General features: G+C 69.9%; 16 protein-coding genes, 2 tRNA genes, 1 rRNA gene and 1 riboswitch. Of the genes, 16 read left to right on the forward strand and 3 right to left on the reverse strand.

The genetic code is table 11. The annotated features are described in order from the left end of the window. The first annotated feature begins 519 nt into the window (after positions 1-519). The 7 genes from AB7V09_RS09585 to AB7V09_RS09615 all read left to right on the forward strand — a co-directional run bounded on the left by AB7V09_RS09585 (position 520) and on the right by AB7V09_RS09615 (position 10,501). The gene (locus AB7V09_RS09585) at positions 520-1,854 is read left to right on the forward strand and encodes an MFS transporter (protein ID WP_419143606.1); all 1,335 of its coding nucleotides are present in this window, start codon (positions 520-522) and stop codon (positions 1,852-1,854) included. Between the two features lie 263 nt (positions 1,855-2,117). Beyond that, positions 2,118-2,789, forward strand: a complete 672-nt coding sequence (locus AB7V09_RS09590; RefSeq protein WP_003788968.1) for a metal-dependent transcriptional regulator — start codon at positions 2,118-2,120, stop codon at positions 2,787-2,789. A gap of 449 nt (positions 2,790-3,238) precedes the next feature. Then, positions 3,239-3,401: riboswitch (cyclic di-AMP (ydaO/yuaA leader) on the forward strand. Between the two features lie 3 nt (positions 3,402-3,404). Beyond that, positions 3,405-4,223 (forward strand): C40 family peptidase, encoded by an 819-nt coding sequence (locus tag AB7V09_RS09595; protein WP_009407554.1) that lies wholly within the window; start codon positions 3,405-3,407, stop codon positions 4,221-4,223. Positions 4,224-4,458: 235 nt separating this feature from the next. Continuing rightward, positions 4,459-5,397 carry a universal stress protein gene (locus AB7V09_RS09600; protein WP_009407622.1) on the forward strand — a complete coding sequence of 313 codons (939 nt, stop codon included), beginning with the start codon at positions 4,459-4,461 and terminating at the stop codon, positions 5,395-5,397. Between the two features lie 101 nt (positions 5,398-5,498). Continuing rightward, positions 5,499-5,571: transfer RNA gene (locus AB7V09_RS09605), tRNA-Arg, on the forward strand. Between the two features lie 219 nt (positions 5,572-5,790). After that, positions 5,791-10,104 (forward strand): DNA helicase, encoded by a 4,314-nt coding sequence (locus tag AB7V09_RS09610; RefSeq protein WP_419143607.1) that lies wholly within the window; start codon positions 5,791-5,793, stop codon positions 10,102-10,104. Between the two features lie 70 nt (positions 10,105-10,174). Then, positions 10,175-10,501 (forward strand): hypothetical protein, encoded by a 327-nt coding sequence (locus AB7V09_RS09615; protein WP_239653364.1) that lies wholly within the window; start codon positions 10,175-10,177, stop codon positions 10,499-10,501. A gap of 686 nt (positions 10,502-11,187) precedes the next feature. Here the strand turns inward: AB7V09_RS09615 and mscL are convergent. From mscL to AB7V09_RS09630, 3 genes are all read right to left on the reverse strand, one after another. Next, complete coding sequence (gene mscL / locus AB7V09_RS09620; RefSeq protein ID WP_009407648.1) at positions 11,188-11,580, reverse strand: large conductance mechanosensitive channel protein MscL; 393 nt, start codon at positions 11,578-11,580, stop codon at positions 11,188-11,190. 102 nt (positions 11,581-11,682) lie between these two features. Then, positions 11,683-12,468: an SAF domain-containing protein gene (locus AB7V09_RS09625; RefSeq protein ID WP_009407690.1), complete on the reverse strand. Its 786-nt coding sequence runs from the start codon at positions 12,466-12,468 to the stop codon at positions 11,683-11,685. A 292-nt stretch (positions 12,469-12,760) separates the two neighbouring features. After that, the gene (locus AB7V09_RS09630) at positions 12,761-13,423 is read right to left on the reverse strand and encodes a 5-formyltetrahydrofolate cyclo-ligase (protein ID WP_419143608.1); all 663 of its coding nucleotides are present in this window, start codon (positions 13,421-13,423) and stop codon (positions 12,761-12,763) included. A 95-nt stretch (positions 13,424-13,518) separates the two neighbouring features. Between AB7V09_RS09630 and glp the strand changes: the two genes are divergently transcribed. From glp to AB7V09_RS09675, 9 genes are all read left to right on the forward strand, one after another. Next, positions 13,519-14,730: a gephyrin-like molybdotransferase Glp gene (glp, locus tag AB7V09_RS09635; RefSeq protein ID WP_419143609.1), complete on the forward strand. Its 1,212-nt coding sequence runs from the start codon at positions 13,519-13,521 to the stop codon at positions 14,728-14,730. Then, positions 14,730-15,476 carry a GNAT family N-acetyltransferase gene (locus tag AB7V09_RS09640; protein WP_419143610.1) on the forward strand — a complete coding sequence of 249 codons (747 nt, stop codon included), beginning with the start codon at positions 14,730-14,732 and terminating at the stop codon, positions 15,474-15,476. The genes glp and AB7V09_RS09640 overlap by 1 nt, the downstream gene beginning before the upstream one ends. A 254-nt stretch (positions 15,477-15,730) precedes the next feature. Continuing rightward, positions 15,731-17,332 (forward strand): hypothetical protein, encoded by a 1,602-nt coding sequence (locus tag AB7V09_RS09645; protein WP_419143611.1) that lies wholly within the window; start codon positions 15,731-15,733, stop codon positions 17,330-17,332. Positions 17,333-17,442: 110 nt separating this feature from the next. Continuing rightward, positions 17,443-17,518: transfer RNA gene (locus AB7V09_RS09650), tRNA-Ala, on the forward strand. Positions 17,519-17,805: 287 nt separating this feature from the next. After that, the gene (locus AB7V09_RS09655) at positions 17,806-19,071 is read left to right on the forward strand and encodes a polysaccharide deacetylase family protein (RefSeq protein WP_419143612.1); all 1,266 of its coding nucleotides are present in this window, start codon (positions 17,806-17,808) and stop codon (positions 19,069-19,071) included. Between the two features lie 55 nt (positions 19,072-19,126). Then, a complete protein-coding gene (locus AB7V09_RS09660) occupies positions 19,127-20,668 on the forward strand; it encodes a glycosyltransferase family 2 protein (protein WP_419143613.1) in 1,542 nt (513 codons plus the stop codon). A 238-nt stretch (positions 20,669-20,906) separates the two neighbouring features. After that, positions 20,907-22,901: an OPT family oligopeptide transporter gene (locus AB7V09_RS09665; RefSeq protein WP_419143614.1), complete on the forward strand. Its 1,995-nt coding sequence runs from the start codon at positions 20,907-20,909 to the stop codon at positions 22,899-22,901. Between the two features lie 114 nt (positions 22,902-23,015). Next, positions 23,016-23,789, forward strand: a complete 774-nt coding sequence (ppgK, locus tag AB7V09_RS09670; protein ID WP_075415397.1) for a polyphosphate--glucose phosphotransferase — start codon at positions 23,016-23,018, stop codon at positions 23,787-23,789. A gap of 605 nt (positions 23,790-24,394) precedes the next feature. Continuing rightward, a 16S ribosomal RNA gene (locus tag AB7V09_RS09675) occupies positions 24,395-24,459 on the forward strand; the annotation flags it as partial.

Genomic DNA, 24,459 nt, shown 5'->3' on the forward strand with positions numbered 1-24,459 from the left:
CCGCTATGGGCGCCACCGGAGCCCGGTATGATCCCGTATGACGCACCCGGCGCTCCGCCATGGCCGCCAGGACCCTGTGCCCCAGGCACTGGGACGGCAGATCGGCCGGCCTCCTCGACGGGGACGCCCCCGTCGGGCGGCGCCGGCGCCGCATGCCGTCCTCGTCGTGTCCGCTCCGGAGCCGCGTGCCTACCCCGAGGCTGCCGCTCCTGCTCAGGCTCCTGGCCGTATGAGCCCGGCACATATCCCTGGCCGTCATCGTTCAACGCCCACCCCTCTCTCATGCGCCGTTCAGTAGCGTGACCAGTTTGTTACCAATCGGCCGGGAGAGTGGCGGCTTTCCCGTCATCCCATGTCATTCGTCGTCATCAGGGGTAGCGCCGACCACGGGGAATCGTTGGTGCCTCTAGGGCTACCCTTCTCAGATGGGGCGTTCGTCGCCTGGGCGGCACCGTCCGGCACCACCCCTGACACTCGTCAACCCGCCCCACGTCGTCACCACGTCAGGACATGACCCGCATGACCTCACCGCGCCGCCCCGGCGGTGGCATCTTCGCCTCCTTGAGATTCCACAACTACCGGATCTGGTTCCTGTCCGCCCTCGTGGCCAACACCGGGACCTGGATGCAGCGCGTGGCTCAGGACTGGCTGGTGCTGCGCGTCCTCACTGACGACTCCGCCTCCGCCACCGGCCTGACCACGGCTCTGCAGTTCCTCCCCATGCTGCTGCTGTCCGCGCACGCCGGCCTCGTCGCCGACCGGGTCGACCAGCGAAGGTTCCTCATCCTCACCCAGAGCGCCATGGGCCTGGTCTCCGCCGTCCTCGCCGTCGACGTCCTCGCCGGCACCGCCCACCTGTGGCACGTCTACCTGGCCGCCTTCCTCACCGGCGTCGCCGCCGCCTACGACGCCCCCGCCCGCCAGACCTTCGTGGCCCGGATGGTGCCCGCCGAGCACCTGTCCAACGCCGTGGGCCTCAACTCGGCCTCCTTCAACGCCGCCCGCCTCCTGGGGCCGGCCCTCGCCGGCGTCGTCATCACCTGGGTCGGCGCCGGTTGGGTCTTCGCCGTCAACGCCGCCACCTTCGTCTTCCCGGCCGTGGCGCTGGTCGCCATGCGCGTGAACGAGCTCGTGGACATGCCGCGCGCCCGCCGCGCCGCCGGCCAGCTCCGCGAGGGCCTGACCTACCTGCGCGTCCGTACGGATCTCGTCGTCATCATCGCCGTGGTCGCCGTCGTCTCCATGCTCACCCTCAACTTCCAGGTCACCATGGCCGCGATGGTGCGCACCGTCTTCCACCTGGAGTCCGACGCCTACGGCACCGTCTCCTCGGTCTTCGCCGTCGGCTCCCTCTCTGGTGCCCTGTGGGCGGCCCGACGTCGCAACCCCCGCCCCCGTACCGTCGTGCTGGCGGCCCTCGCCCTAGGGGTGTTCACCCTCCTGCTGGCCGTCATGCCCACCTATCCGACCTTCATGGTCATGACGATCCCGGTGGGTCTGTGCGTCCTGACCCTCCTGACCAGCGCCAACCAGACCGTGCAGATGACCACCGAGCCCTCCATGCGCGGGCGCGTCCTGAGCATCTACATGATGTTCTTCCTGGGGTCGACGCCGCTCGGCTCCCCGCTCATCGGCTGGGTGGCCGACACCTGGGGGCCGCGCACGGCGATAGCGGTCGGCGGTCTGAGCGCCGTCCTCACCGCGCTGGTCGCCGCCGCCTGGAGCTACAGGCACTGGAACCTGTCCCTGCACTACTCCTCCACCCGCCCCTACCTCCGGGCCGCGCCGAAATCACCGACACCACCGAAGCCGCCGCAGTCCCCGCAGCAGACCCGCGCTGACGACGCCGACTAGCGTCGACTGACACCCACCGGACCCCGCTTCACACCGCACGACCGGACCGCACCGGGCTCTGAACGAGTAATACGTACGCTACCCGTGGCGCATCTCCCCGGCACCGGGGAGTCCTCCCCAGCCGAGGATCGGCGCGCTTTCAGGTGGTACTGGCCCACATCACAGGGTGACGCCTATCCTGGCGAGGAACGCGGTTCGGTGAGCGAGCCCTTCCGAAGGCATCGAATGTCCGCGGTAACCCACCTCAAGCAGGAGCCCACCCCATGACCGAGCTGATCGACACCACCGAGATGTACCTCAAGACCGTGTATGAGCTTGAGGAGGACGGCGTTCCCCCGCTGCGTGCCCGCATCGTCGAGCGTCTCGACCACTCGGGTCCCACGGTGTCCCAGACGGTGGCGCGCATGGAGCGTGATGGTCTCATCAAGGTTGCCGAGGACCGCTCCCTGGAGCTCACCGATGAGGGCCGCAGGCGTGCCACCGACGTGATCCGCAAGCACCGGCTCGCTGAAAGACTGCTGCTGGACGTCATCGGCATCGAGCGCCGATTCGTCCACGACGAGGCCTGCCGCTGGGAGCACGTCATGAGCGAGCAGGTCGAGGAGCGCCTCGCCGACATTCTCGACGACGTCTCCACCGACCCCTTCGGCAACCCCGTCCCGCCGCGGACCGCGGAGCACCCGCGACCCTCCGCCGATGAGGTCAGTGTGGACCGCTTCGCCGGACGCGACACCGTCACGGCCGTCATCAGCCGCATCGGGGAGCCGATCCAGGCCGACGCGGAGCTCCTCGCCGGCCTCGAGGACGCGCAGATCGTCGCCGGGGCCGAGGTGGAGCTGCGTGTCAGTGCCGGCGGAGTGCGCCTCGTCGGGTCCTCCGGTGATCCCGTCGTCCTGGCCGACGACGTCGCCCGCCACCTCTTCGTGCGGCGCTGAGCGCCGACGCTCGACCTGCCTGTCAGCCCCCTCAAGGAAGCCTGAAAACACCCTGTGCAGGCAGAGGGTTCAAGGGTGTTATCTGTCTCAGGAAGTGAGATGTGTGGGGTCCGTCTCGGTGACGGTGTGACAGTCGTCCGAACTCCCTCGCTGTGGGGTCCCATAGTTGCTGGGACAGAGGGCCTATGTTGGGGCTCCGTCGAGGCCCATGCAATTTTTCCGCGTCATCTCGCGCTTTTCCGGTTCTTGTTGTGAGTGCGCCGATGGACTGAGGTCCCTGGGGCAATATGGATAAAAGCGAGAAGTGCTTCATAGTGCTTCGGCTCACAAGAGTGTGTGACAACTGGCCGTGACGAAGCGTGGGTCTGTCATGTAGCGTTCAGGTCGTTGCCGCAGACAACCGTCTCGGTGATGTCTCGGATCGGGGCTTAGTCCTGCCGCTCGGTCTGAGGCTCGTGGAACCAACAACTCAAGTGGCAGGAACGGGGGAACCAACTACCGGTCGCCCAGGCGAACAGCCGAAGCGGCCTTGGGGTGAAGCCCGCATCTGCGGGCCGGACGTCTCCAGTCCGAACCCGACAGCTCACCTCGTCGGCTCAACAGGAGAAAGCATTCATGTCCTCACGCACCACCGCACGTCACCGCAAAGCCACCCGCGCCCTTACCCCACTGGATGACTTTGCTCCCACCGCGCGCCGCGGTCTGGCTGTCGCCGCTTCGTCCGGCCTCGCCCTGACCATGATGGCTTCGGGAGCCAACGCCGCCGGCCACAGCGAGGTCACCTCCTCCGGCACCATCGAGGCTTCCGGCGTGACCCCCGGGGTCGGCATCTTCGCCGCCAACGCTCGCGAGGCCCTGGCCGCCCGCCAGCAGGTCACCATGTCTCAGGTCAACTGGGTCACCGAGGCTGCACCTGAGGTGGAGGCCGTTGCCCCCGCCCCTGCGGCTCCTCAGGCGCCCGCCGCTCCCGAGGCCCCCGCCGCCCAGGCCGAGCAGACCTCCTCCGAGGCCGCCGCCCCGGCTGCTGCTGACCAGGGCACTGACTCCGCTGCCGCCGACACGCAGGCCGCTCAGGCCACCCCGGCCGCTGCGCCGACCGGCGCCGCCAACTCCTCTGTCGTGGCCATCGCCATGCAGTACGTCGGTTCCCCCTACGTGTGGGGCGCCTCCGGCCCGAGCGCCTTCGACTGCTCCGGCTTCACGCAGTACGTGTACGCCCAGGTCGGCATCAACCTGCCCCGTACCTCCTCCGAGCAGGCCGTGTCCGGCACCCCGGTGTCCGCCTCTGAGGCCCAGCCCGGCGACCTCGTCACCTGGCCCGGCCACGTCGGCATCTACGCTGGTGACGGCAAGGTCATCGACGCCGGCAGCGAGGACACCGGTGTGGTCTACCGCGACCTCTGGGACTCCCCGAGCTTCGTCCGCGTCGGCTGATACCAACGCTGAAGTCTTCACCGTGAGGGGTGAGCGCCATCAGGCGCTCGCCCCTCACGGCGTGTCAGGAGGGTGGGGTCGGTCGATGCCGCTCAACGCCGGTCACTGCCGGTCAACGGGGCATCTCAAGGGAGCAAAACGAGGACAAGCCCTTCATGTGGTGGTCCCCACACCCCTTTTCGGGGCAGAATGTTCCTAGGGTCGTAGACCGTGATCTCGAGAAAGGGCAGATCCCATGACTGATGACAATGTCGTCCTCGTTGGAGTCGATGGTTCACCGGAGTCCCTGGCGGCAGTGGACTGGGCCGTGGCGCGCGCTGAGTGTCAGGGCTGGCGCGTCCACATCCTGTGCGCCTACTCCCTGCCCTCCTTCACCACCGCCTCTCTCGACGGCGGCTACGCGGCGCTCGATGACTCGGCCATCAGGTCCGGTGCCCAGGCCGTCATCGACGAGGCCGTCGAGCGCGTCAAGAAGTCCGGCGTTGCGGTCACCTCCTCCCTGGAGACCGGGGACCCGGCCGGGGTCCTCGTCGACCTCTCGGAGGAGGCGACGCTGGCCGTCGTCGGCACCCGGGGCGGTGGCGGCTTCGCCGACCGGCTCCTGGGAACCGTCTCCTCGGCCCTTCCCGCGCACAGCCACTGCCCGGCCGTCGTCGTGCCCCAGCACAATGAGGGAGCCGACTACACGCCGGTGCGCCGTATCGTCGTCGGGGTCGACGGCTCCTCCTCGGCCCGCCGGGCCCTCAAGTGGGCCGTGACCGAGGCTGAGGCGTGGGGCGCCGAGCTCACCGCCATCGCCGCCGTGCCGATGGCCTCCGGGGCCGGGGCGCTGGCCTGGCTGCCGGCCGCCGTCGACCGCGAGCAGGTCCTGGCCGACGTCCGCTCCGGACTCGACCGCGCCATCAACGAGGCCCTCGAGGGCCACGAGGGCGTCACGGTGCGCCGCCACGCCCTGGACGGCAATCCGGCCGAGCTCCTGGCCGAGTTCTCCACCGCCGTGGATCTCATCGTCGTCGGCTCGCGTGGGCGCGGGGGCTTCTCCGGTCTCCTGCTGGGCTCCACCAGCCAGGCCGTCCTGTCCCACGCCTCCTGCCCCGTGCTGGTCGCGCCGACGCACCACGCCAAGGGGGAGCGGCGCACCTCGCGCACCTCCACCCCGTGGGGCCGGGCCTGAGGCCCCACCTGCCGCGGCGAGCACGCCTCCGCTCGCCGCGGCGCCACCCCGCGGCCCGAGTGGTCATGGGTGGGGCGATCCGCTGGTAGTCTTCACTCCAGGCCCTCGTAGCTCAGGGGATAGAGCACCGCTCTCCTAAAGCGGGTGTCGTTGGTTCGAATCCAATCGAGGGCACTGACACCACCGGGTCCGCTCGGCAGGCCTCGCCGCCCGACGGACCCGATCGATTCCACCCGGTGTCCCTGCACGCCGGTGGCTGGCGCACTGCGCGTCGGCCGATGCCGGCCGGCAGATACCGGTGCTGGCGGGCGCCGGCCGACGCCGGCCCATGGGGCATGCCACGCCGCGGTGCGTCTCCACGCCCAAGGGTCGATCGGCCTATATCTTGAGCGTATGACGCCTTCGTTCTTCTCCTTCGGCCGCAAACGGCGCGATGCTGCCCTGCGGGAGGATGAACGCAAGGGTGCCCGATCCTCGACCGGCTCGGATCAAACCGCGAGCCGACGGCGTTTCGCCGCGGATCTGGGGGCTGTGGCCGCCGCACCGCGCCAGCCCGAGCCCGCCCCCGCACCGGAGCCTCCCGCCCCTGCTCGCCCCGCGCCCGCACCGCCGCTGAGCGCGGCGGACGTCGAGCGGCGCGAACGCATTGACACGGCCCTGTCCACCTGGCGCAGCCAGCTCGTGGACCTGGGGGGAGTGGCCAGCCTGGACGACATCTCCCTGCTCGACGGCGTCGTCGACCTCACCGCCGCCCACCCCTCCGGCCTGGCCCAGCTCTACGCCGGCCGCCCCACCAACCTGTCCAGCATCGTGCGCGAGCGCAACGCCCTGGGCGAGGCCCGCCAGTCCCTGCGCGAGGTCTCGGCGCGCACCGATGTGCTGGCCCGCCAGTTCGGCGTCGCCCCGGTCTACCTGGCCATCGGGGTGGCCACCTGGAACGAGACGGTCCCCGAGGACGGCGAGGAGGATGGCAGCATCCACCTGGCCGACGGCGCCTCACCGGAGGCGGACCTGACCGCCCAGATCCCGCACGTCGAACGCATCGCCGCCGAGCACGCCGCCCGCAACGCCCTGGCCGCCGCCGGACTGACCGTCCCCGAGGCCCCCTCGGCCCCGCGCGTGCGCACGGTCAACGCCCCCGTCCTGCTGCGCCCCGTGCGCCTGACCACCGCCACCGCGGACGCCACCCTCACCCTGGACCCCACCATCGAGGTCAACCCGGTCCTCACCCGCGCCCTGCGCCGCTACCAGTGCACCACCGACATCGGGGACATCGCCCGCGCCGCCCTGTCCTCGGCGGGCTTCACGCCGCGCGCGGCCCTGGCCCGCATCGGTGCCCTGGGCCGGCAGTTCCTGCCCGGCTTCGAGATTCACGAGCGCCTCGTCGTCGGCGCCTTCGTCCACCCCGGCCAGGCCCTGGTGGAGGATTTCGACGCCGTCCTGGAGCGCTCGCGCACCTCCGCCCTGGTTGCCGCCATCGCCGGGGACGAGGGCGCTCGCGAGGCCCTCAGCGTCGAGCTGCCCCCCGCCGTCCCCACCGACCGGGTCCCCGGCGCCGAGCGCGGCGTGGGCGACCTGGAGCCCGCCCAGCTCGACGTCATCGAGGCGGTGGGCACCGGGGCGAGCTTCCTCATTGACGCGCCCCCCGGCTCCGACGTCGCCGGCACCCTGGCCGCCGTCTTCGCCGACGCCGCCGCCTCCGGGCGCACCGTCCTGCACGTGCCCGCCACCAGCGCCGACGGGCACGCCGTCGCGGCAGCCCTGCGTGAAGAGGGCCTGGGCTCCATGGTCCTGGACCTCACCGAGGACGCCGCCTGGCGCCAGCACGCCTCCGAGGGCATCCGCGAGAGCCTGGGCGTCCAGCCGCCCCAGCTCGACGTCGCCGGGATCATTGCCTCACGCGATCGCCTCACCTCGGTCCGCTCCCGCCTGGACCGCTACGTGCGCGCCCTGCACCGGCCCCGCGAGCCCTGGTCGGTCTCCGCCTACGAGGCGCTGCAGAAGCTCGCCGAGCTCACCAGCCGTCGCGACCGGGCGACCACCCGGGCCCGCATCGCCGCCGAGCACCTGGGTCGCCTCGATGAGGACGGTCGGGAGCAGGCTCTGACCCTCCTGCGCCGCGGGCACACCCTGGGGCTGTTCACCCCGGAGGTCTCCTCCAGCGCCTGGAACGGGATCCCGGTGGAGGACATGGACGAGGCCACCGACGCGCTCGTCCACCTGCGCGCCCTGGCCAACGACCTGCTGCCCACCATCCAGGAGCACACGGCCGTGGTCGCCCGCACCACCGGCCTGAGCCGGGCCCGCAACCTGGGCCAGTGGATCGAGCAGCTCGACATGTTCGACGGCGTGCGCGAGTCCCTGGACGTCTTCCTGCCCGAGGTCTTCGAGCGCTCCGCCGCCGACATGGTCATCGCCACCGCCTCCAAGCGCTGGCGCGACGAGCGGGGCATCCACATGGACGGCTCGCGGCGCCGGCGCTTCACCCGGCAAGCCAACGACCTGGTGCGGCCGGGCCGTGTTGTTGACGACCTGCACGCCGAGCTGGTCAAGGTCCAGCGCCGCCGCGAGGTGTGGCGCCGCCACGATCCCGACGGCGGCTGGCCCCGCCTGCCCCAGGGCCTGGACGAGATGCGGCGCACCGCCGGCCGGGCCCGCGGCGCCGTGACCGAGGTGCAGCCGCTGCTGGGGCGCGCCCAGGACTCCCCGGTGCTCATGGAGATGCCCCTGGAGGATCTCCTGGAGCTGGCCCGCTCCCTGGCCGCCGACGACCTCACCGCCCAGAAGCTCCCCGAGGTCAACCGCATCCGCACCGAGCTCGAGACCCTGGGGCTGAACGACTTCGTGGCCGACATGGCCGCCCGCGGCGTCGAAGCCGACCAGCTCGAGCCCGAGCTCACCTACTGCTGGTGGTCCTCCCTGCTGGCGCAGACCCTCGCCGCCGACCCCGACCTCGGTGGTCTTGACGCGCGCGCCCTGTCCCAGATGGCCGTCTCGCTGCGCGAGCTCGACGCCGCACACACGCGCTCCCTGTCCGGCCCTGTGGCCCAGGCCTGCGCCCGGCGGGTGCGAGCCGCCGTCGAGCAGGACAAGGCCGACGCGCGCGCCCTATACATTGCCCTGGCCCGCGAGGACGGGGTCCCGCTGCGGGAGATCATCGACGCCCACCCCATGGCCCTGCTGGCTCGGCCGATCTGGATCGTCCCGCCCACACTCGTGCCCCAGATCTTCTCGCCCACCGCGGTGGTGGACCTGGCTGTGCTGGATGCCTCCACGTCCATGCCGGTCCCGCAGGTGCTGCCCGCCTTCGTGCGCGCCGAGCAGGTGCTCGTCGTCGGCGACTCCCGGCGCGCCACGACCGGCTTGGCCGCCGAGCTCGGCCCGCTCCTGCCCTCGCGGACCCTGCCGACGGCCCGCAACAGCCTCGACGCCGGCATCGCCTCCTTCCTGGCGGCCAACGGCTACGAGGGGGTCGTCGAGGCCGTGCCCTCCCCGCCGGGGGACACCTCCCTGACCCTGGAGCTCGTGGACGGGCGGGGCATGCCGGCCCCCGGGCAGACCGCGGTCGAGACAGTGGAGGCCGAGGTCTCCCGCGTCGTCGACATGGTGATCGACCGGGCCCTGACCCGGCCCGAGGAGTCCCTGGCCGTCATCGCGCTCAACCGCCTGCACGCCGACGCCCTGCGCTCGGCCATCACCCGGGCGGCCGCCGGCGCTCCCGCACTGGAGGAGTTCTTCGCCCCCGGGGCGGCCGAGCCCTTCACCGTCGTCGAGCTGGCCGAGGCCCGTGCTCTGCAGCGCGACCACATCATCATCTCGGTGGGTTACGCCAAGACCCCGCACGGGCGCACCATCCACAACTTCGGGCCCGTCTCGGACCACAGCGGCATGGTGGGGCTCGTCGAGGCCCTGTGCGCCTCGCGGGGCAGCACCCAGGTGGTCTCCTGCTTGGCGGCCGCAGACATCGACCGCGACCGGCTGCGCGCCCCTGGGGCCCGCCTGCTGCGCGAGGTCCTGGCCCGAGCCGAGGACTCCTCCCAGTCCGGTAACTCCGCCGGCAAGGTGCCCGACCGGCTCCTGGTGGACCTGGCCGAGCACCTGTGGCGCAAGGGCCTGTCGGTCGTGCCCCGCTACGGGACCGACGGCGGCGTGCGCATCCCGCTGGCCATCGGCCACCCCGACTACCCCGATGAGCTGCTCGTGGCGGTCCTGACCGATGACGTCGACTACATCAGCGAGCCCAGTTTGCGCCGGCGCGACCGGCACCGCGTCGAACGGCTCGAGCGGCGCGGGTGGCGCGTCCACATGGCCTTCTCCGCCGGGGTGTTCGTGGACCCGGAGGCTGAGGCGAAGGCCGTCGAGGAGCTCGTCCTGGCCGTCCTGGTGGAGCGTCAGGGCGAGGCTGCCCCGGACATGGAGGCCGTGCCCGAGCGCGTCGACGACTCAGTGCGCGCCGTCCCCGAGGCGCCCGCTCCGCAGACCGCCGAGGCCCACGAGCGCACCGAGCGCCCCCGCATCGCCCAGGGGCTGCCGCTGCAGGCCTACTCCGACGACCAGCTCGATGACCTCATGGCCTGGATCCGCTCCGACGGCGTGAATCGCTCCGAGGCCGGGGAGGTCGAGGAGCTGAGAAGCGCACTGGCTCTGCGCCGTCGCGGCTCGGGGATCGACGCGGTCCTGGCCAACGCCGTGCGACGCACCCGCTGAAGCCGCCCGAGCGGTACTGGATGACGCAGTGAACGACCGTATTGCTGTGAGTGATGCCGCGAGTGATGCCGTGAGTGACGGTGTTAACGACATCGTGAATGACGCCGCCGTGACCGGTGGATCGGGCCGCGTGCGGGCCGCGGAGACGGAACCCGCCGCAGACGGAGGCGTGACGTCTGAGCGGGGCAGTACGCGGCGTCGTCGTCGGGTGGTGGCCCTCTCGCCCCGGGACCAGGAACGTGTGGCCCGAGGTCAGAGGCCGGAGGACCTGGCGCGGGCGGACTACGAGCATGACGCCCTCAGCGGCCCCGCAGAGGGCCTCGACGCCCCTGCTCCCGGCGGTGCGGGCTCCAATGACGCCCGCCTCCGACGCGACGTGCCCCCTCACTGGGGCTGATCGTCCTGGAGGTGATGGTGGGCCGATGGGGGAGGCCTGTCGGCTCGCCGGTGTCCATGGTGCTGACATCAACCCTGCATCGGCGCTGCACGCCGAAGACAAACCGCAGCATTCCAACGATTCTCACTGGGCGTTTCGATGGCGGGATCGTTGATGTCAGCGCTGTGGACACTGGACTGCGTCGGGACTGACTCCGTGGGGTTGGGGGCGGGGCCGGATGTCCTCATCTCGGGGCCGGCCTCGCCTTTCCTGCCTAGCCCCTTCTGATGCCTGCGTGGGACTGGAAGGTCATGGTTCGACGCCCAGTTCCCGGTCCGGCCCCTCATCCTGCCCCGAGTCGGTCTACTCCACGAGGGTCGGGGTCTACTGGCCGAAGGTTGTGCGTACTGCACGAGGGCCCCACCTACCTGCAGTACTCCCGACCCTCCTCCAGTAGCACCCCGCCCTCGTGCAGTACACGCAGAACACCACCGAAGTATCGATGAACGACCACGTCCGCTCGGGCTGAGGCGAGCAAGCGATCTCAGGAGTGCGCGTCCGGCCTCTGTCTCAGATGTCGTGACGCCCGAAAGCTCCAGTAGTCATGAGCAGCACATGATGCTGCGGTGCAGGAAAGCGGAGGGCCCCGCCGATCTTCATGATCGGCGGGGCCTTCCGGTGATGCGATGCTCAGATCGCTGCGGGCCTCAGCGCTTGGTGGCGAGCAGGTCGCGGATCTCGGTGAGCAGCTCGACGTCGGTGACCTCGTTGGCCTCGTCGGCGGCCTTCTGCTTGGCCAGGCGCTCCTTGAGCTTGTTCATCGGCAGAACGATGGCGAAGTAGACGGCCGCGGCCACGAGCAGGAAGTTCACCAGTGCAGTAACGATCGTGCCGGGCTGGACGTACTCGGTGGCACTCGCGGTGATCTTGAACTGACCGACGGAGTCGAAGTTCGGCTGGCCGATGATCTGACCGAGGATGGTCATGATGACGTCGGTAATGGCGTCGACGATCGGCTTGAACGCGGCACCGATGATAACGGCGACGGCGAGCTCGAGGGCGTTGCCCTGGGCAATGAACTCCTTGAATCCCTTAATCATGGCGATCCTTTCTAGCGGCGCGGGCAGACGTCTGCCGGGGGTGCGCCATCGGGGGCTGGAATTGAGAGCGTCTTATCATTCGCGTAAGACGTCGCAGCGGCATTACGGGCTCAGCGCAATGCCGAGCGTGCTATTCGTAGCCGCGCCAACTACCAGAGTAGCGCTACTTGCAGGAATAGCCAGTGTGATAAGTGTTACTTTCTTGTGTCCTGTCCATTGCCCACCCTCTCCGACCTGCTGAATCATCACTACTCGGGCTCCAGAACAGAGAACTGTGCTGCGAGTTTCGAAAGGCGCGACAGGTATTCCTTGGGAAATGCTCAGAGAAGACTCCTGAAATCCTGGTGATCCCTGGTCGGTTGGTGAAGAAGGCGCGTCGGGGCTTCCAGTGGGACTCGTTGTCGAGGTGTTCCCCGGGTCTTTCGGTGCGGTGGGGGACTCGGACTGCTCTCCGGGACTCTGCGTCGTCCCGCCCTGAGAGGCGTCGTTCTGCCCCGGCGGTATCCATCCTTCGGAGGCCTGTCCGATGATGTCCACCCGTGCGCCGGGGCGGGCCAGCTCGGCGCCGACGTCGATGGCCACCTGGACCAGTCGCTCGTCGTCTCCCAGCTGCTGGGCCAGGGAGCCGCTGGTCATCGAGGCCGTCAGTACCGTGCCCTTCTCCAGGGAGATGGCCGCCCGGCTTCCCACCGCCTGCTCCGTGGAGGTCAACGGGGACTGGGGGAGAGCTCCGATCGGAAGTGTGCTGATCGAGACGTCCCGGTCGGTGAGAAGCGCCCCGGCACTGATCGTGCGCGAGGCGACAAGAACCTGCTGCCCGCGTTGGGGGCCGGGTCGCAGCACGCTGAGGGCCACCAGGACCGCGGTTCCCAGGCAGAGGGCCACCACGAGGTGGCGATGTCGCCACAGCAGGAGCGAGGGGCGGCCCCCGACCCACCTGGCCGGCCTGCCTGGACGGGCCGGACGGGAGTCGGGTGCGAAGGAGCGAGACGACCCTCCTCGGGGATCGTGAGGCTCCCGCGAGGTGCTGAGGGAGGGGCGACGGGGCAGTCCATGGCGAGCTCTCATGCCACCAGGGTCGGCGGCCGGCGGCGGCCTGGCACGCCCGCTCCTCGGCGCTGTGGACAGGGGTCGCCTCCGGTGAGCCTGTGGCCCCCGGAGGCCGGCGGCGTCGGTGGGCTCAGGACTCCGGTGACATGGCGTGCGCCGGCGAGCCGGCAGCCAGCAGGAACCACTCCTGGGCCGTGATGACGGCGTCCACGGGCTCGTCATGCTCCTCCATCGGCAGCGGCCCGGGCACCAGCTCCTCGGGATGGAGGATGGCGAAGGTATGGGCCTCCGGGGAGCGCAGCGGCAGCATCCGGTCGTACCAGCCGCCGCCCTGTCCCAGGCGGCGCCCGGCGCTGTCTACGGCCAGTGCCGGAATGATGAGGGCGTCGACCTGGCCGACCGCCTCGGCCGGCATGCTGGGGCCACTGGGCTCCGGGGGGCGCCTCGGGGCCCGCTCCGCCAGGTCCGCACTGCCCTGGAACAGTCCCCAGCAGCGCGCCAGGCGAGGGCCGAGCACCGGCAGCAGGACCTGGACGCCGCCCTCGTGAAGCCGCTCCAGTAGCAGCCGGGTGCAGGGCTCGGCCCCCACCGACACGAAGGCCGCCACCTTCTGCGCGTCGGCCACCGCCTCCAGGGCGTGCTCGGTCAGCGCCTCGCAGGCCGCCGTGTGCCCCTGGGCCGGGTGGTGGTGATGGGTGCGGCGGTGAGCCCGCAGCACCTTGCGCAGCTCGTCCTTGGCATCGTCGTCCTCGAGTCGGCTCGTATCGGGAAGGTCCAGCGCGCCGGTCGTCATGGCCCCATCCTCGCAGGTGATGACACCTTGCACCTGAATCGTTCGTCCCGGCGGGGCACGGCGCGTGTCGTCAACCTGACGGTAACCTGAGTGTCATGAGAACAGTGGCCGAGCACCTGGCCGCCTGCCTGGAGATCGCCCAGGCGGCAGCGCCCCTCGACGTGGTCCTGCCCGACGCCGTCGGATGCGTCCTGGCCCAGGACGTCGTCTCCGGAATCGACCTGCCGGCCGTGGACCTGGCCGGACAGGACGGCTATGCGGTCATCGCCAAGGATGTCGCCGAGGCCGATCGCAACAACCCGCTCGTGCTCGACGTCGTCGATGCGGTGCGCGCCGGTGACATGCGCCCCTGCCACCTCGTCTCCGGGGCCGCCGTCCTCATCGACTCCGGCGCCCCCATGCCGCTGGGAGCCGATGCCGTCATCCCTTGGGCCGACACCGACCGCGGTGAGTCCCGGGTCACCATCCACCACGCCGTCGCGGCCGGCGACAACGTCCGTCGCCGCGCCGAGGACGTGAAGTCCGGAACGACCGTCCTCACCCGGGGCTCACGCATCAGCGCCCGCCATGTGGCCCTCCTGGCGGGCCTCGGGATGCACCGGGTGCGCGTGCGCCCCGCCCCACGCGTCGTCGTGGTCTCCATCGGGGACGAACTGGTCGAACCCGGCCAGTCCCGCGAGGCCGGGGACGTCTTCGACGCCAACGGCCACGCCCTGGCCTGCGCGGTCACCGACGCCGGCGGCCAGGCCTTCCGGGTGGCCGCCGTCCCCGACGAGCTGCGGGCCCTGGCCGACACCATCGAGGACCAGCTCGTGCGCGCCGACGTCCTCATCACCACCGGGGGGCTGAGCGTCGGGCAGGGGGACACCGTCAAAGACGTCCTGGCCCCCCTGGGGTCGGTGCGCTTCGACGCCGTCGCCATGTCCCCGGGCCGCCAGCTCGGCGTCGGGACGGTCGAGGGCACCCCGATCTTCTGCCTGCCCGGCGACCCGGTCAGCGCCCAGATCGCCTTCGAGACCTTCGTGCGCCCGGTCCTGCGCCAGATCGCCGGACGCACCTCCCTGCACCGCTCCAGCCTGGCGGCCACCATCTCCGAGGGCTGGCACTCCCCGAGCGGCAAGCGCGAATTCGTCCCCGTGCACGTCAGCGGCTCGCCCTCCCGCGGATACCGCGCCGAGCCGACGGCTCCGCCGGGCACGGTCCGACTGCACGGCCTGTCCGAGGCCAACGCCATCGCCGTCGTGCCCGAGGACACGAGCACCGTGGTGGCCGGTGACACCCTCCACTGCCTCCTCCTGGACGCCTGATGTCCGACTCGGCCCCGACGACGCCCGCCGACTCCCTCGGCGGGGAACTGCGGCGGGCCATCGCCGGCCTGCTGCTCGGGGCCGGGGCGCCGGCGCGCTTCACGTGGCCGGTGCGCCTCGAGCCCGAGGCCGCCCTGGGGGAGCGGGCACCCGGTGCCACGCAGTCGCCCGAGCGCCCCTCAGTCGTCGTGCGTGAGCTGCGAGCCGAGGATGAGGGGCCCTGGAGGGCGCTGCGGTTGGCGGAGAACGACCGGCTCGCCCCCTGGGAGGCCACCCTGCCTGCCGGCGGCGGGGAGACGCTGAGCACCTTCCCTGTCTTCCTGCGTCGCCAGACGCGTCGGGCCAGGCTTGCCGAGGCAATGCCCTTCGTCGTCGAGGTCGACGGCGCCTTCGCCGGGCAGATCGCCGTCGACCCGATCATCTGGGGTGCCACGCGCAGCGCCCAGGTCGGCTACTGGATCGGCTCGGCCTGGCAGGGCAGGGGGATCATGCGCCTGGCGGTGGCCCTCGTCCTGGACCACCTGCTGGGGCCGGTGGGGCTGCACCGTGTGGAGATCAACGTGCGCCCCGACAATGAGCGGAGCCTGGCCCTGTGCCGCGGTCTCGGGCTGCGGGAGGAGGGGCTGCGCCGCGGCTACATGCACATCAACGGCGCCTGGGCCGACCACGTCTCCTTCGCGGCCCTCGCCGAGGAGGCCCACGGGCCCGATGGCATCGGCTTCGAGCAGCGACTGGCGCGAGGGTGACGATTTGTCACGGCGGTCGCGCCGGTTAGGGGTGGGGCGCTCGCGGGGGTGCGGCGGATGTGCCGACGGCGCGTTCGGGCAGGCTGTCTGCCGGTCGGTCGCGGCGTGTCCAGAGAGGCGGAAGGAACCTGTGTGACTCATGTGGTGACAGGGGTGTCATGCGGACTGTGTGACGTCGTGAATCCCAGGTATTTCGAAGGAAAGTCGGAGTGTTCCTGCTCGGGGACGAGGGTGGGCACGCTTACGGTTGCTGTGTGGGAATCGAGATCTGGGCAGTCATCGCCCTCATCACGGTTCTCTCCGTGTACCTCCTTCCGCTTTTAGTGGGGCGCCGCGAGATGGCTCGCCGCTCCAATGTCCAGGACCGCTACTCGGCTGAGCTGCGGGTCCTGGCTACGGGTGCGGCCGCCGTCGAACGCGACGACACCTGCGCGAACAGTGGGCATGCGGAGCTCTTTCGACGTCGACCGGAGGTGAGGGTGATGAACAGGCCCGCCGTGAGGAATGTGCGCGCCCTGCGCACCGAGCGCGAGCTCGACCGTGCCCGCCAGGTTCACGCCCAGGGACGTGAGCGCCGCCGGGTCGCTGCCTCGCACCGCGGGATCGTCGCCAGCGTCCTGCTCGGAGTCACGCTCGGCGCCTGGGTGCTGGGTCTGGTCACCGCGCTGCCGTGGTGGCCCGCCCTGCTGCCCTCCGCCCTGCTGGGGGCCTCGATGGTGGCCGGGCGCCGCGCCGCTCTGGCCTCGGCCGCGGCGGACCGCCGTGAGCGCCGTCGCATCGCCGAGCTCGAGCAGACCCTGGTGACCCTGACCGGCCGGCGCTCCTCGGCCTCGGTCGTGGCTGCGCCCCGCTCCGTCGTCGACGGTCCTCGCAGCGCCTCCAGTGGTGCGGGCAGTGCTGTCAGCGCCAGTGCAGCCTCGCCGGCCGTGTCCGCGGTGTCGGCTGAGTCTGTCGAGTCCACCGTGGACTCCGGCGTGCAGGACTCCTTCATCGAGCGCCTCACCCGCGAGGGCGCCCAGCGTCCGGCTGTGCGCTCGGTGTCTGCCGAGTCGGCTGCGTCCACTGAGTCCGTCGCCGGCAGCCCCGCTGAGGCGACCGCCACCGCTGCTGTCCGTCCCTCCCGAGCCGTCGACTCCGAGGAGGAGCGCCTGGCCAGGCTCGACGCCGACCTTGATGACGAGACCGCCGCCGCCGTCGCCGCTGAGCGTGAGGCGACCCGCCGCGCCTCGGTGTACGTGCCTTCCCGCCACGCCGGCCGGGTCACCCGGGACATGGGCGTGCGCGAGGCGGTCTCCCGCGATGGTGACGAGGAGAGCTCGCCGCGCACCAAGGACTTCGTCGCCTCCCTGCCTGCCTCGACCTCCCGCAGTCTGTCCGGCTGGGGCAAGCTCTTCGCCGAGACGAGCGCCATTGAGCAGGAGGCTCAGGAGCGCGCCGTTGCGGCCCCGTCCCCGCAGGTCGCCGCTGAGCCGGCCCGGCGCACCGCCGCGGCCACTCCTCAGCCCGCCTCCCGCACGGATTCAGAGCCTGCCTCCACGGCCGCCCGCCCGCAGGCCCCTGCTGCCGCTGCCCCGGCGGCGACGGAGGGAGTCGTCAAGGAGGAGGCGACGACGTCGACCCCGCCCCAGGGTTGGCGACCGGTCCACGTTCCCGCCCCGACCTACACGCTGGCGGCCCGGGCACCCCGGCGCTCCTACGCCGACCCGGTGGTCGACCCGGGCACCTCCGCACCGGTGCCCGCCCGCCCGCAGACGGCCCGCGGCTACATTCCCGCTCCTGTGGAGGACGAGGAGGAGCTCTTCCACCCCATCGACCTCGACGCCATCCTCGAGGGGCGGCGCGCAGCCGGCGAGTAGTGCGGGCGCTCCCGCGGCACGCCGCCGGGCGACCCGGGTGCGGTGGGCGGGCTCACCGCACCCGAACTTGCCAGGACTCCCGGCGGCGATGCTAGGATCGGTCCGCACTTGGGGCTATGGCGCAGTTGGTAGCGCGTCTCGTTCGCAATGAGAAGGTCGGGGGTTCGAATCCCCCTAGCTCCACCACCTCCAAGGTCTGCCCCGCCAGGGAACTGGCGGGGCAGACCTTTTGTCGTGGCTGACGCGGGCGAAGGCGGTGCGAAAGTGATCTCCGTCACGGGCGTTAGGTGTCAGGTGGTGGAGGTGCGCGGAATTGCAGGGACGTGACGGGCTGGCAGCACGATGTGGCAGACCGTCGAGGGTGGGTGCTCGAGACTTTTGTCTGCGGTGACGGCGATCTCGTGCGTATCCTGGACAGGAAACCAACCGAGTGGACTGTTAATGGGAGAAGTACCTTGCCGCAGCATGATCGGATGAGGCGTCGCAGCTTTCTGATGGGCGGTCTCGCCCTGGCCGCCTCGAGCACTCTTCTACCTGAGCTGCAGACGGCGGCTCACGCCTCTCCGGCCCCGGCCGCCGGCCCTCCCGCGGCGCCCTCGCAGGTGCTATCGGATATGCAGGACCCGCGCGCCTGGACCCTCTCCTCCCGGGATGGCTCCATCCGCCCCGACACCTCCACCCACTCCCACGGGACTCAGTCGCTGGAGATCGCCACCACCGGTGACTCCCGCCGTCCCACCAGCGCGGATCTGGCCCTGTCTGGCGTTGACATGACTGACTGCCAATGGGACCTGTGGCTGCGCGCCGAGGACTACCGGCAGATCGAGAGCATCCAGCTCGAGCTCGGTGGGGAAGGTGAGGACTGCCTGCGCCTGGACGTGGCTCCCGACATGCGCACGCTGCGCACCGGAAGCTGGTGCCGGGTGACCGTCAACCGGGCCGCCGAGCGCTCCGTCGTCGGACACCCCCGGCTGGACCGGGTGACGCGAGTGCGCCTGAAGGTCGTCCCCGCCTCCGACTCGGCGCCGAGTCGCCTGTGGCTCGGCTACCTGGCCACCCTGCCGTCTGCCGCCAGCGGCATCGTCTCCATCTCCTTCGACGACGGCTACGACAGCGATTACAAGACGGCCCGGGCGATTCTGCAGGACTGCGGCATCGGCGCGGCAACCTCCTACGTCATCGCTGACAAGGTCGGGCTGCCCGGCCGCATGAGTGCCAACCAGCTCGCCGAGATGCGCGAGCGTCACGGCTGGGACATCGCCGCTCACGCCTCCGCCGACCTCACCACCCTCGACGAGACGGGGGTGCGTCGGGAGCTGGAGACCATCAGGTCCTTCCTCCTTGAGCACGGCTACCCAGAGGGCGCCGCCCACTTCGCCCTGCCCATGGGGCGGTACAACGACCTCGTGCTGCGCACCTCCCAGGACTACTTCACCTCGATGCGCACCATCGAGAACGCCCCGGAGACCCTCGCGCCGGGGGACCCGTTCCGGCTGCGCGTCTTCTACTGCGGCTCCTACACCACCGAGTCCCAGGTTGAGAAGGCGCTGGCCCGCTGCCGGGAGCACCGCTGCTGGACCCACATGGTCTTCCACCGCATCGACGAGCAGACCGACGGCGCTCCCGAGTCGATCAAGGCGGACAGCTTCGAGCGCTTCATGAGGCGAGTGGCTGACTCCGGCCTGCCCGTCAAGACGGTTCCCGAGGTCATGCGCAGCCAGTCGCCCGCCCTGGCCTGAGGCGCCGTCGCCTCCTGGAGCGGAACCGCCACCCCGATACGGAAAGACTGACACTATGACCTGGTCCTTCGGCCCGCTCGTGCTGCTGGTCTGCCTGGTCATCCTGGTGGCCTGTTTCGCGGTCAAGCTGCTGTTCAAGCGCAGGACACGGCTCCGGGTGGTCCGGGCGGTCCACAGAGAGGAGCACGGCGAGGGGCGGGGCGCAGGGCGCGGTGGGGTGGTCACTGTGCGCAGCCCGGTGACGACGCCGGATGAGGCTCAGCGATCGGCCGACGCCACCGGGCTGCCCCGGGCGCTCATGCGGGCCGGTGGGCCCCTGCCCGCCGTCGTCGTGGCCCTCGGCGTGGTGGGGTGGCTCTGCTGGCGGATGCTGGTCAGCCGGCACCACGTCCTGGACACGTGGATCGTGTGGACCTTCGATGTCCTCTTCGTGATCGTGGCCGTGCAGCTCGTGGTGGCCGGTTTCGAGGGGCGCGTCATCGGCCGCGGCGAGGCGCATCGGGTCGCCGTGCTCGTACCGCTCTACAACGAGGATCCCGACGTCGTGGTGCGGATGCTCTCCGCCCTGCTGCACCAGAGCTCGCCGCCGGCCGAGATCCACGTCGTCGACGACGGCTCCACCCAGGGCGCCTATGTGGCAGAGCGGGACTGGTTCATCCGGCAGGCGGCGCTGGCCGGCATCTACGCCAGCTGGCAGCGCACCCCCAATGAGGGCAAGCGCCATGCGCAGGTGCACGGTTTCAGGAAGATCCGTGACGCTGACCTGTTCGTGACCGTCGACTCCGACTCCATGCTCGACGCCGAGGCCCTCCATGAGATCGTCCAGCCCTTCAGTGACCCCCGGGTCATGTCGGTGGCCGGCGTCATCCTGGCGATCAACAACCGGGAGAACCTGCTCGCCCGGGTCACTGACGTGATCTTCGTCGGCCAGCAGCTCATCGACCGTTCCTTCATGTCTCAGCTCGGCTCGGTCATGGTCAACTCCGGCGGCCTGGCCGCCTACCGGTGCTCCATCCTGGCCGAGAACATCGACACCTACCTGAGCGAGAGCTACCTGGGGCGGCACGTGGAGTTCTCCGACGACTCCATGCTGACCCTCTTCGCCCTGCTGCACGGCAGGACCGTCCAGCAGCCCTCGGCCTTCGCCTTCGCATGGATGCCCGATCGCTGGAGCCACCACTACCGCCAGCAGGAGCGCTGGTTCCGCGGCTCCTTCATCCGCGGGCTCTGGCGCATCCGCTTCCTGCCGGTCCTCTCGTGGGGCTGGTGGCGCCAGGCCACCGGGTGGATGCAGATCTGGCTGGTGATCTCGGTCTTCGTCTACCTGCTGCTGTGGCGTCCGCTCGTCCTGGGCGGCGGTGTGCCGCCGACGGTGGTGCTGGTGCCTCTGGCGATTGGGCTGGCGCAGGGCTCGCGGTACATCTCCGTGTGGCGCTCGGACACCACCGGCCCCCAGAGGTACGCCAGCCTCCTCCTGTCCCCGGTGGCGACGCTGTGGTCCGCACTGATCCTGCGTCCCCTGCGCGTCTGGGGGATGGTCACCAGCGCCAAGATGGGGTGGAACACCCGCCAGCAGGTCGAGGTCACCTCGCAGTGAGGCGGCCGCGCCCGCTGCTCACGTCCTACTTCGCTTACTTTTACCCGTGCCCCACTAACACTTCGACCGAATCTTCAGAAAAGACCCGGAGCCGCGTCTTTTCTGAAGATTCGGTCGAAGTGTTGAGGCCGACGACGGCCGCCCTGATCCGTTGTGCATCGAATGAGCTGTTAACGATCGTTTTCGGACACGGTGCTACTCTCGCCCCGGAATCATCCCGACCTCGAGAGATCTCACCATGTCCACAACAACCTCACGCGGCTCCGCTGCGGCGAAGCCGTCCAGTGCCGGCTCCGGCCCGGTCAAGGAGCTGACTGCTCGCGGCATCATCATCGGCGGCATCATCACGCTCATCTTCACCGCGGCGAACGTCTACCTCGGCCTCAAGGTGGGACTCACCTTCGCCACCTCGATCCCGGCCGCCGTCATCTCCATGGCGATCCTGCGCCGCTTCTCCGATCACACGATCCAGGAGAACAACATCGTCCAGACGATCGCTTCGGCGGCCGGGACGCTGTCCGCCATCATCTTCGTGCTGCCCGGGCTCATCATCGTGGGCTGGTGGACCGGATTCCCCTACCTCCAGACCGTCCTGGTCATCATCCTGGGCGGCATCCTCGGCGTCACCTACTCCATCCCGCTGCGGCGCGCGCTCGTGACCAACTCCGACCTGCCCTACCCCGAGGGCGTGGCCGGCGCCGAGGTCCTGCGCGTGGGCGACACCAGTGAAGGGGCTGAGGAGTCCAGCCGTGGACTGGGTGTCATCGTGCGGGGCTCCATCGCCTCGGCGGCCCTGTACTTCCTCAACGCCCTCAAGGCCATCAGCGTCGACATCTCCGGGGTCTTCCGGGTCGGTGCCGGCGCCACGATGGCGGGCACCTCCCTGTCCCTGGCGCTGGCCGGCGTGGGCCACCTGGTCGGCGTGGGCGTCGGCATCGCCATGATCGTCGGCCTGCTCATCTCCTACGGGGTGCTGCTCCCGATGCGCACCTGGGGCACGGCAGTCGCCGACAAGGACCTCGCCGACTTCGTGGGCGCCACCTTCGCCAGCGAGGTGCGGATCGTCGGCGCCGGCGCCATCGCCATCGCCGCCATCTGGACCTTCCTGAAGATCCTCGGCCCCATCGTCACCGGTATCCGCGAGTCCCTGGCCTCCAGCGCCAAGCGCGACGCCGGCGAGGAGATCCCCCTGACCGAGCGAGACCTGTCGATGAAGACGGTCATCGGCGTCACCGTCGGCTCCATGCTCCCCATCGGTGTGCTCCTGTGGCTGTTCCTGCACGGGACCTCCATGGCTCACCACGCCACGGGCCTCATCATCGTCTCCATCCTCTTCATCCTGCTGACCGGCCTGGTCGTCGCCTCGGTCTGCGGCTACATGGCCGGCCTCATCGGCTCGTCCAACTCGCCGATCTCCGGCGTCGGCATCCTCGTGGCGGTCACCGCGGCCGCGCTCGTGCGCACCATCGCCACGACCTCCTCGCCCGACGACGTTCGCACCCTGGTGGCCTACACCCTGTTCGTCACCGCGGTCGTCTTCGGCGTGGCCACCATCTCGAACGACAACCTCCAGGACCTCAAGACCGGCCAGCTCGTCGACTCCACCCCGTGGAAGCAGCAGGTGGCCCTCGTGATCGGTGTCGTCTTCGGCGCCATCGTCATCCCGCCGGTGCTCACCCTCATGCAGGGCGCCTTCGGCTTCGCCGGCGCCCCCGATGCCGGTGACGACGCTCTGGCCGCACCCCAGGCGAACCTCATCAAGCACCTGGTCCAGGGCGTCCTCGGCGGGGACCTCAACTGGAGCCTGCTGGGGCTGGGCGCTCTCATCGGCGCCGTCGTCATCGCCATCGACGAGATCCTGCGCCGCACCAGCAAGTACTCCCTGCCGCCGCTTGCCGTCGGCATGGGCATGTACCTGCCCACGGCCGTCACCGTCATGATCCCGATCGGTGCCGCTCTCGGTCATCTCTACGACCGCTGGGCCGAGCGCACCGCCAACCCGGAGCGGGCCAAGCGCATGGGCACGCTCATGGCGACCGGCCTCATCGTCGGCGAGAGCCTCGCCGGGGTGGTCTACGCCGGGATCGTCGTGGCCTTCGGTGGTAAGGCGGACCCGCTGGCCATCATGCCCGAGGGCTTCGCCGGCATCGCTCCCTGGGTGGGCGTGGTGCTGTTCGTCGGCACTCTGTGGTACCTCTACCGGGGCGCCCGCCAGGAGAGCACTCGCGACTGAGGGGCGCTGCTGGAGTCTCTGGTAGCCATCGTTTCCTCCGACCGTCCTCGCGGTCGCCGTCCCTGCACTAGGCTGGGCAGCGGCCGCGAGGACGCGTAGTACCAGGAGGACCTCATGACTTCGACAGCACCAGCAGTTTCCGTGGCATGCGGGATCGACATCGGCGGATCGGGCGTCAAGAGCGCCCTGGTCGACCTGGCCACGGGCACGTTCATCGGTGAGCGCGTCCGCATCGACACCCCTGAGGAGTCCACTCCCGCAGCTGTTGCCGAGGTCTGCCGCGAGCTCCTCGAACAGCTCGAGGTGGGCGACGACGTCCCGGTTGGCGTGGCCCTGCCCGCTCCGATCGTGCACGGCACCGTCCCCTTCATCGCCAATCTCGACAAGTCCTGGACGGGCGTCAATCTCACCGAGCTCATGCGCGAGCACCTGGGCCGGCCGGTGACCGGACTCAACGATGCCGACGCCGCAGGCCTGGCGGAGGTCGCCTTCGGTGCCGCCAAAGATGTGCCCGGGACCATCATCGTCACCACCCTGGGCACCGGGATCGGCTCGGCTGTCATTGTTGACGGAACCCTGGTCCCCAACACCGAGCTCGGGCACCTGGAGATTGACGGCTACGACGCCGAGAGCCGGGCCTCCGCCGGGCAGCGCACCGTACAGGAGCTGTCCTGGAAGAAGTGGGCCAAGCGTCTCCAGCGCTACTACTCCCACGTGGAGATGCTCTTCTCCCCGGACTTGTTCGTCGTCGGTGGTGGAGTCTCCCGCAAGCACGAGAAGTACCTGCCGCTGCTCGATCTCAAGACCCCGATCGTCCCGGCTCAGCTGCTCAACACGGCCGGCATCGTGGGCGCCGCCTACCAGGCCTCCCGCGCCCGCGCCTCCTGAGGGGCTGCGTGGTTCGGCGCCCCGCAATGCCGAGCGGAGCAGTGGTGAAGCCAGGCGTCGGAGCGGGGAGAACAGACCTGACACCCTGGGAACATAGGTGTGACGCAGGTCGCGCGAAAGTCGTTTGACAGGAGGCGGTCAGGCCTGGCTATAGTACTCCTCGCTGCCGACGCAACCGCACGGTTCGACGGCGGTACCGGACGGCGGAAACGCCGAACCGGAAGGAGTGATCCTACCGGTACGGAAAAAGCAGAATAGTTCAGAGATCAGGGTCACGCGATCCGAGTTTGATTCCCGAACGACAACCTGCTTATGCTAGTCCGGTCGCCTTCGAGAGGCAAGTAAGGAACTCTTCCTGGTCTTAAATCTCGGTGGGTGTGTTGTTTGAGAACTCGATAGTGTGTCATGTTTTTTATGCCATGGCCCTGGGGGCTGCGCATGATGTTGGTTGTGTGTGGTTGTTGGGGTTTTGTTTTGTTTTGGTTTGCCTGGCCCTTGTTGTGGGGTTGGGTTGGGCCTGGTCTGGTTTTCTGGACTGTTGTACTGACTTTGGGTTCTGGCTGACTATTTGTTTGTGGTTGGTTGGGGCTTGTTTTTGTTGGTTTTGTTTGGAGAGTTTGATCCTGGCTCAGGACGAACGCTGGCGGCGTGCTTAACACATGCAAGTCGA

It is taken from the genome of Actinomyces sp. SKVG-SVH-4(1) (assembly GCF_048514265.1).
GTDB classification, from domain to species: Bacteria; Actinomycetota; Actinomycetes; order Actinomycetales; family Actinomycetaceae; genus Actinomyces; species Actinomyces oris.

Coding starts and splice junctions, on each gene's coding strand:
- AB7V09_RS09585 (WP_419143606.1), top strand. CDS start 520: ATGACCTCACCGCGCCGCCCCGGCGGTGGCATCTTCGCCTCCTTGAGA.
- AB7V09_RS09590 (WP_003788968.1), top strand. CDS start 2,118: ATGACCGAGCTGATCGACACCACCGAGATGTACCTCAAGACCGTGTAT.
- AB7V09_RS09595 (WP_009407554.1), top strand. CDS start 3,405: ATGTCCTCACGCACCACCGCACGTCACCGCAAAGCCACCCGCGCCCTT.
- AB7V09_RS09600 (WP_009407622.1), top strand. CDS start 4,459: ATGACTGATGACAATGTCGTCCTCGTTGGAGTCGATGGTTCACCGGAG.
- AB7V09_RS09610 (WP_419143607.1), top strand. CDS start 5,791: ATGACGCCTTCGTTCTTCTCCTTCGGCCGCAAACGGCGCGATGCTGCC.
- mscL (WP_009407648.1), bottom strand. CDS start 11,580: ATGATTAAGGGATTCAAGGAGTTCATTGCCCAGGGCAACGCCCTCGAG.
- AB7V09_RS09630 (WP_419143608.1), bottom strand. CDS start 13,423: ATGACGACCGGCGCGCTGGACCTTCCCGATACGAGCCGACTCGAGGAC.
- glp (WP_419143609.1), top strand. CDS start 13,519: ATGAGAACAGTGGCCGAGCACCTGGCCGCCTGCCTGGAGATCGCCCAG.
- AB7V09_RS09640 (WP_419143610.1), top strand. CDS start 14,730: ATGTCCGACTCGGCCCCGACGACGCCCGCCGACTCCCTCGGCGGGGAA.
- AB7V09_RS09655 (WP_419143612.1), top strand. CDS start 17,806: ATGAGGCGTCGCAGCTTTCTGATGGGCGGTCTCGCCCTGGCCGCCTCG.
- AB7V09_RS09660 (WP_419143613.1), top strand. CDS start 19,127: ATGACCTGGTCCTTCGGCCCGCTCGTGCTGCTGGTCTGCCTGGTCATC.
- AB7V09_RS09665 (WP_419143614.1), top strand. CDS start 20,907: ATGTCCACAACAACCTCACGCGGCTCCGCTGCGGCGAAGCCGTCCAGT.
- ppgK (WP_075415397.1), top strand. CDS start 23,016: ATGACTTCGACAGCACCAGCAGTTTCCGTGGCATGCGGGATCGACATC.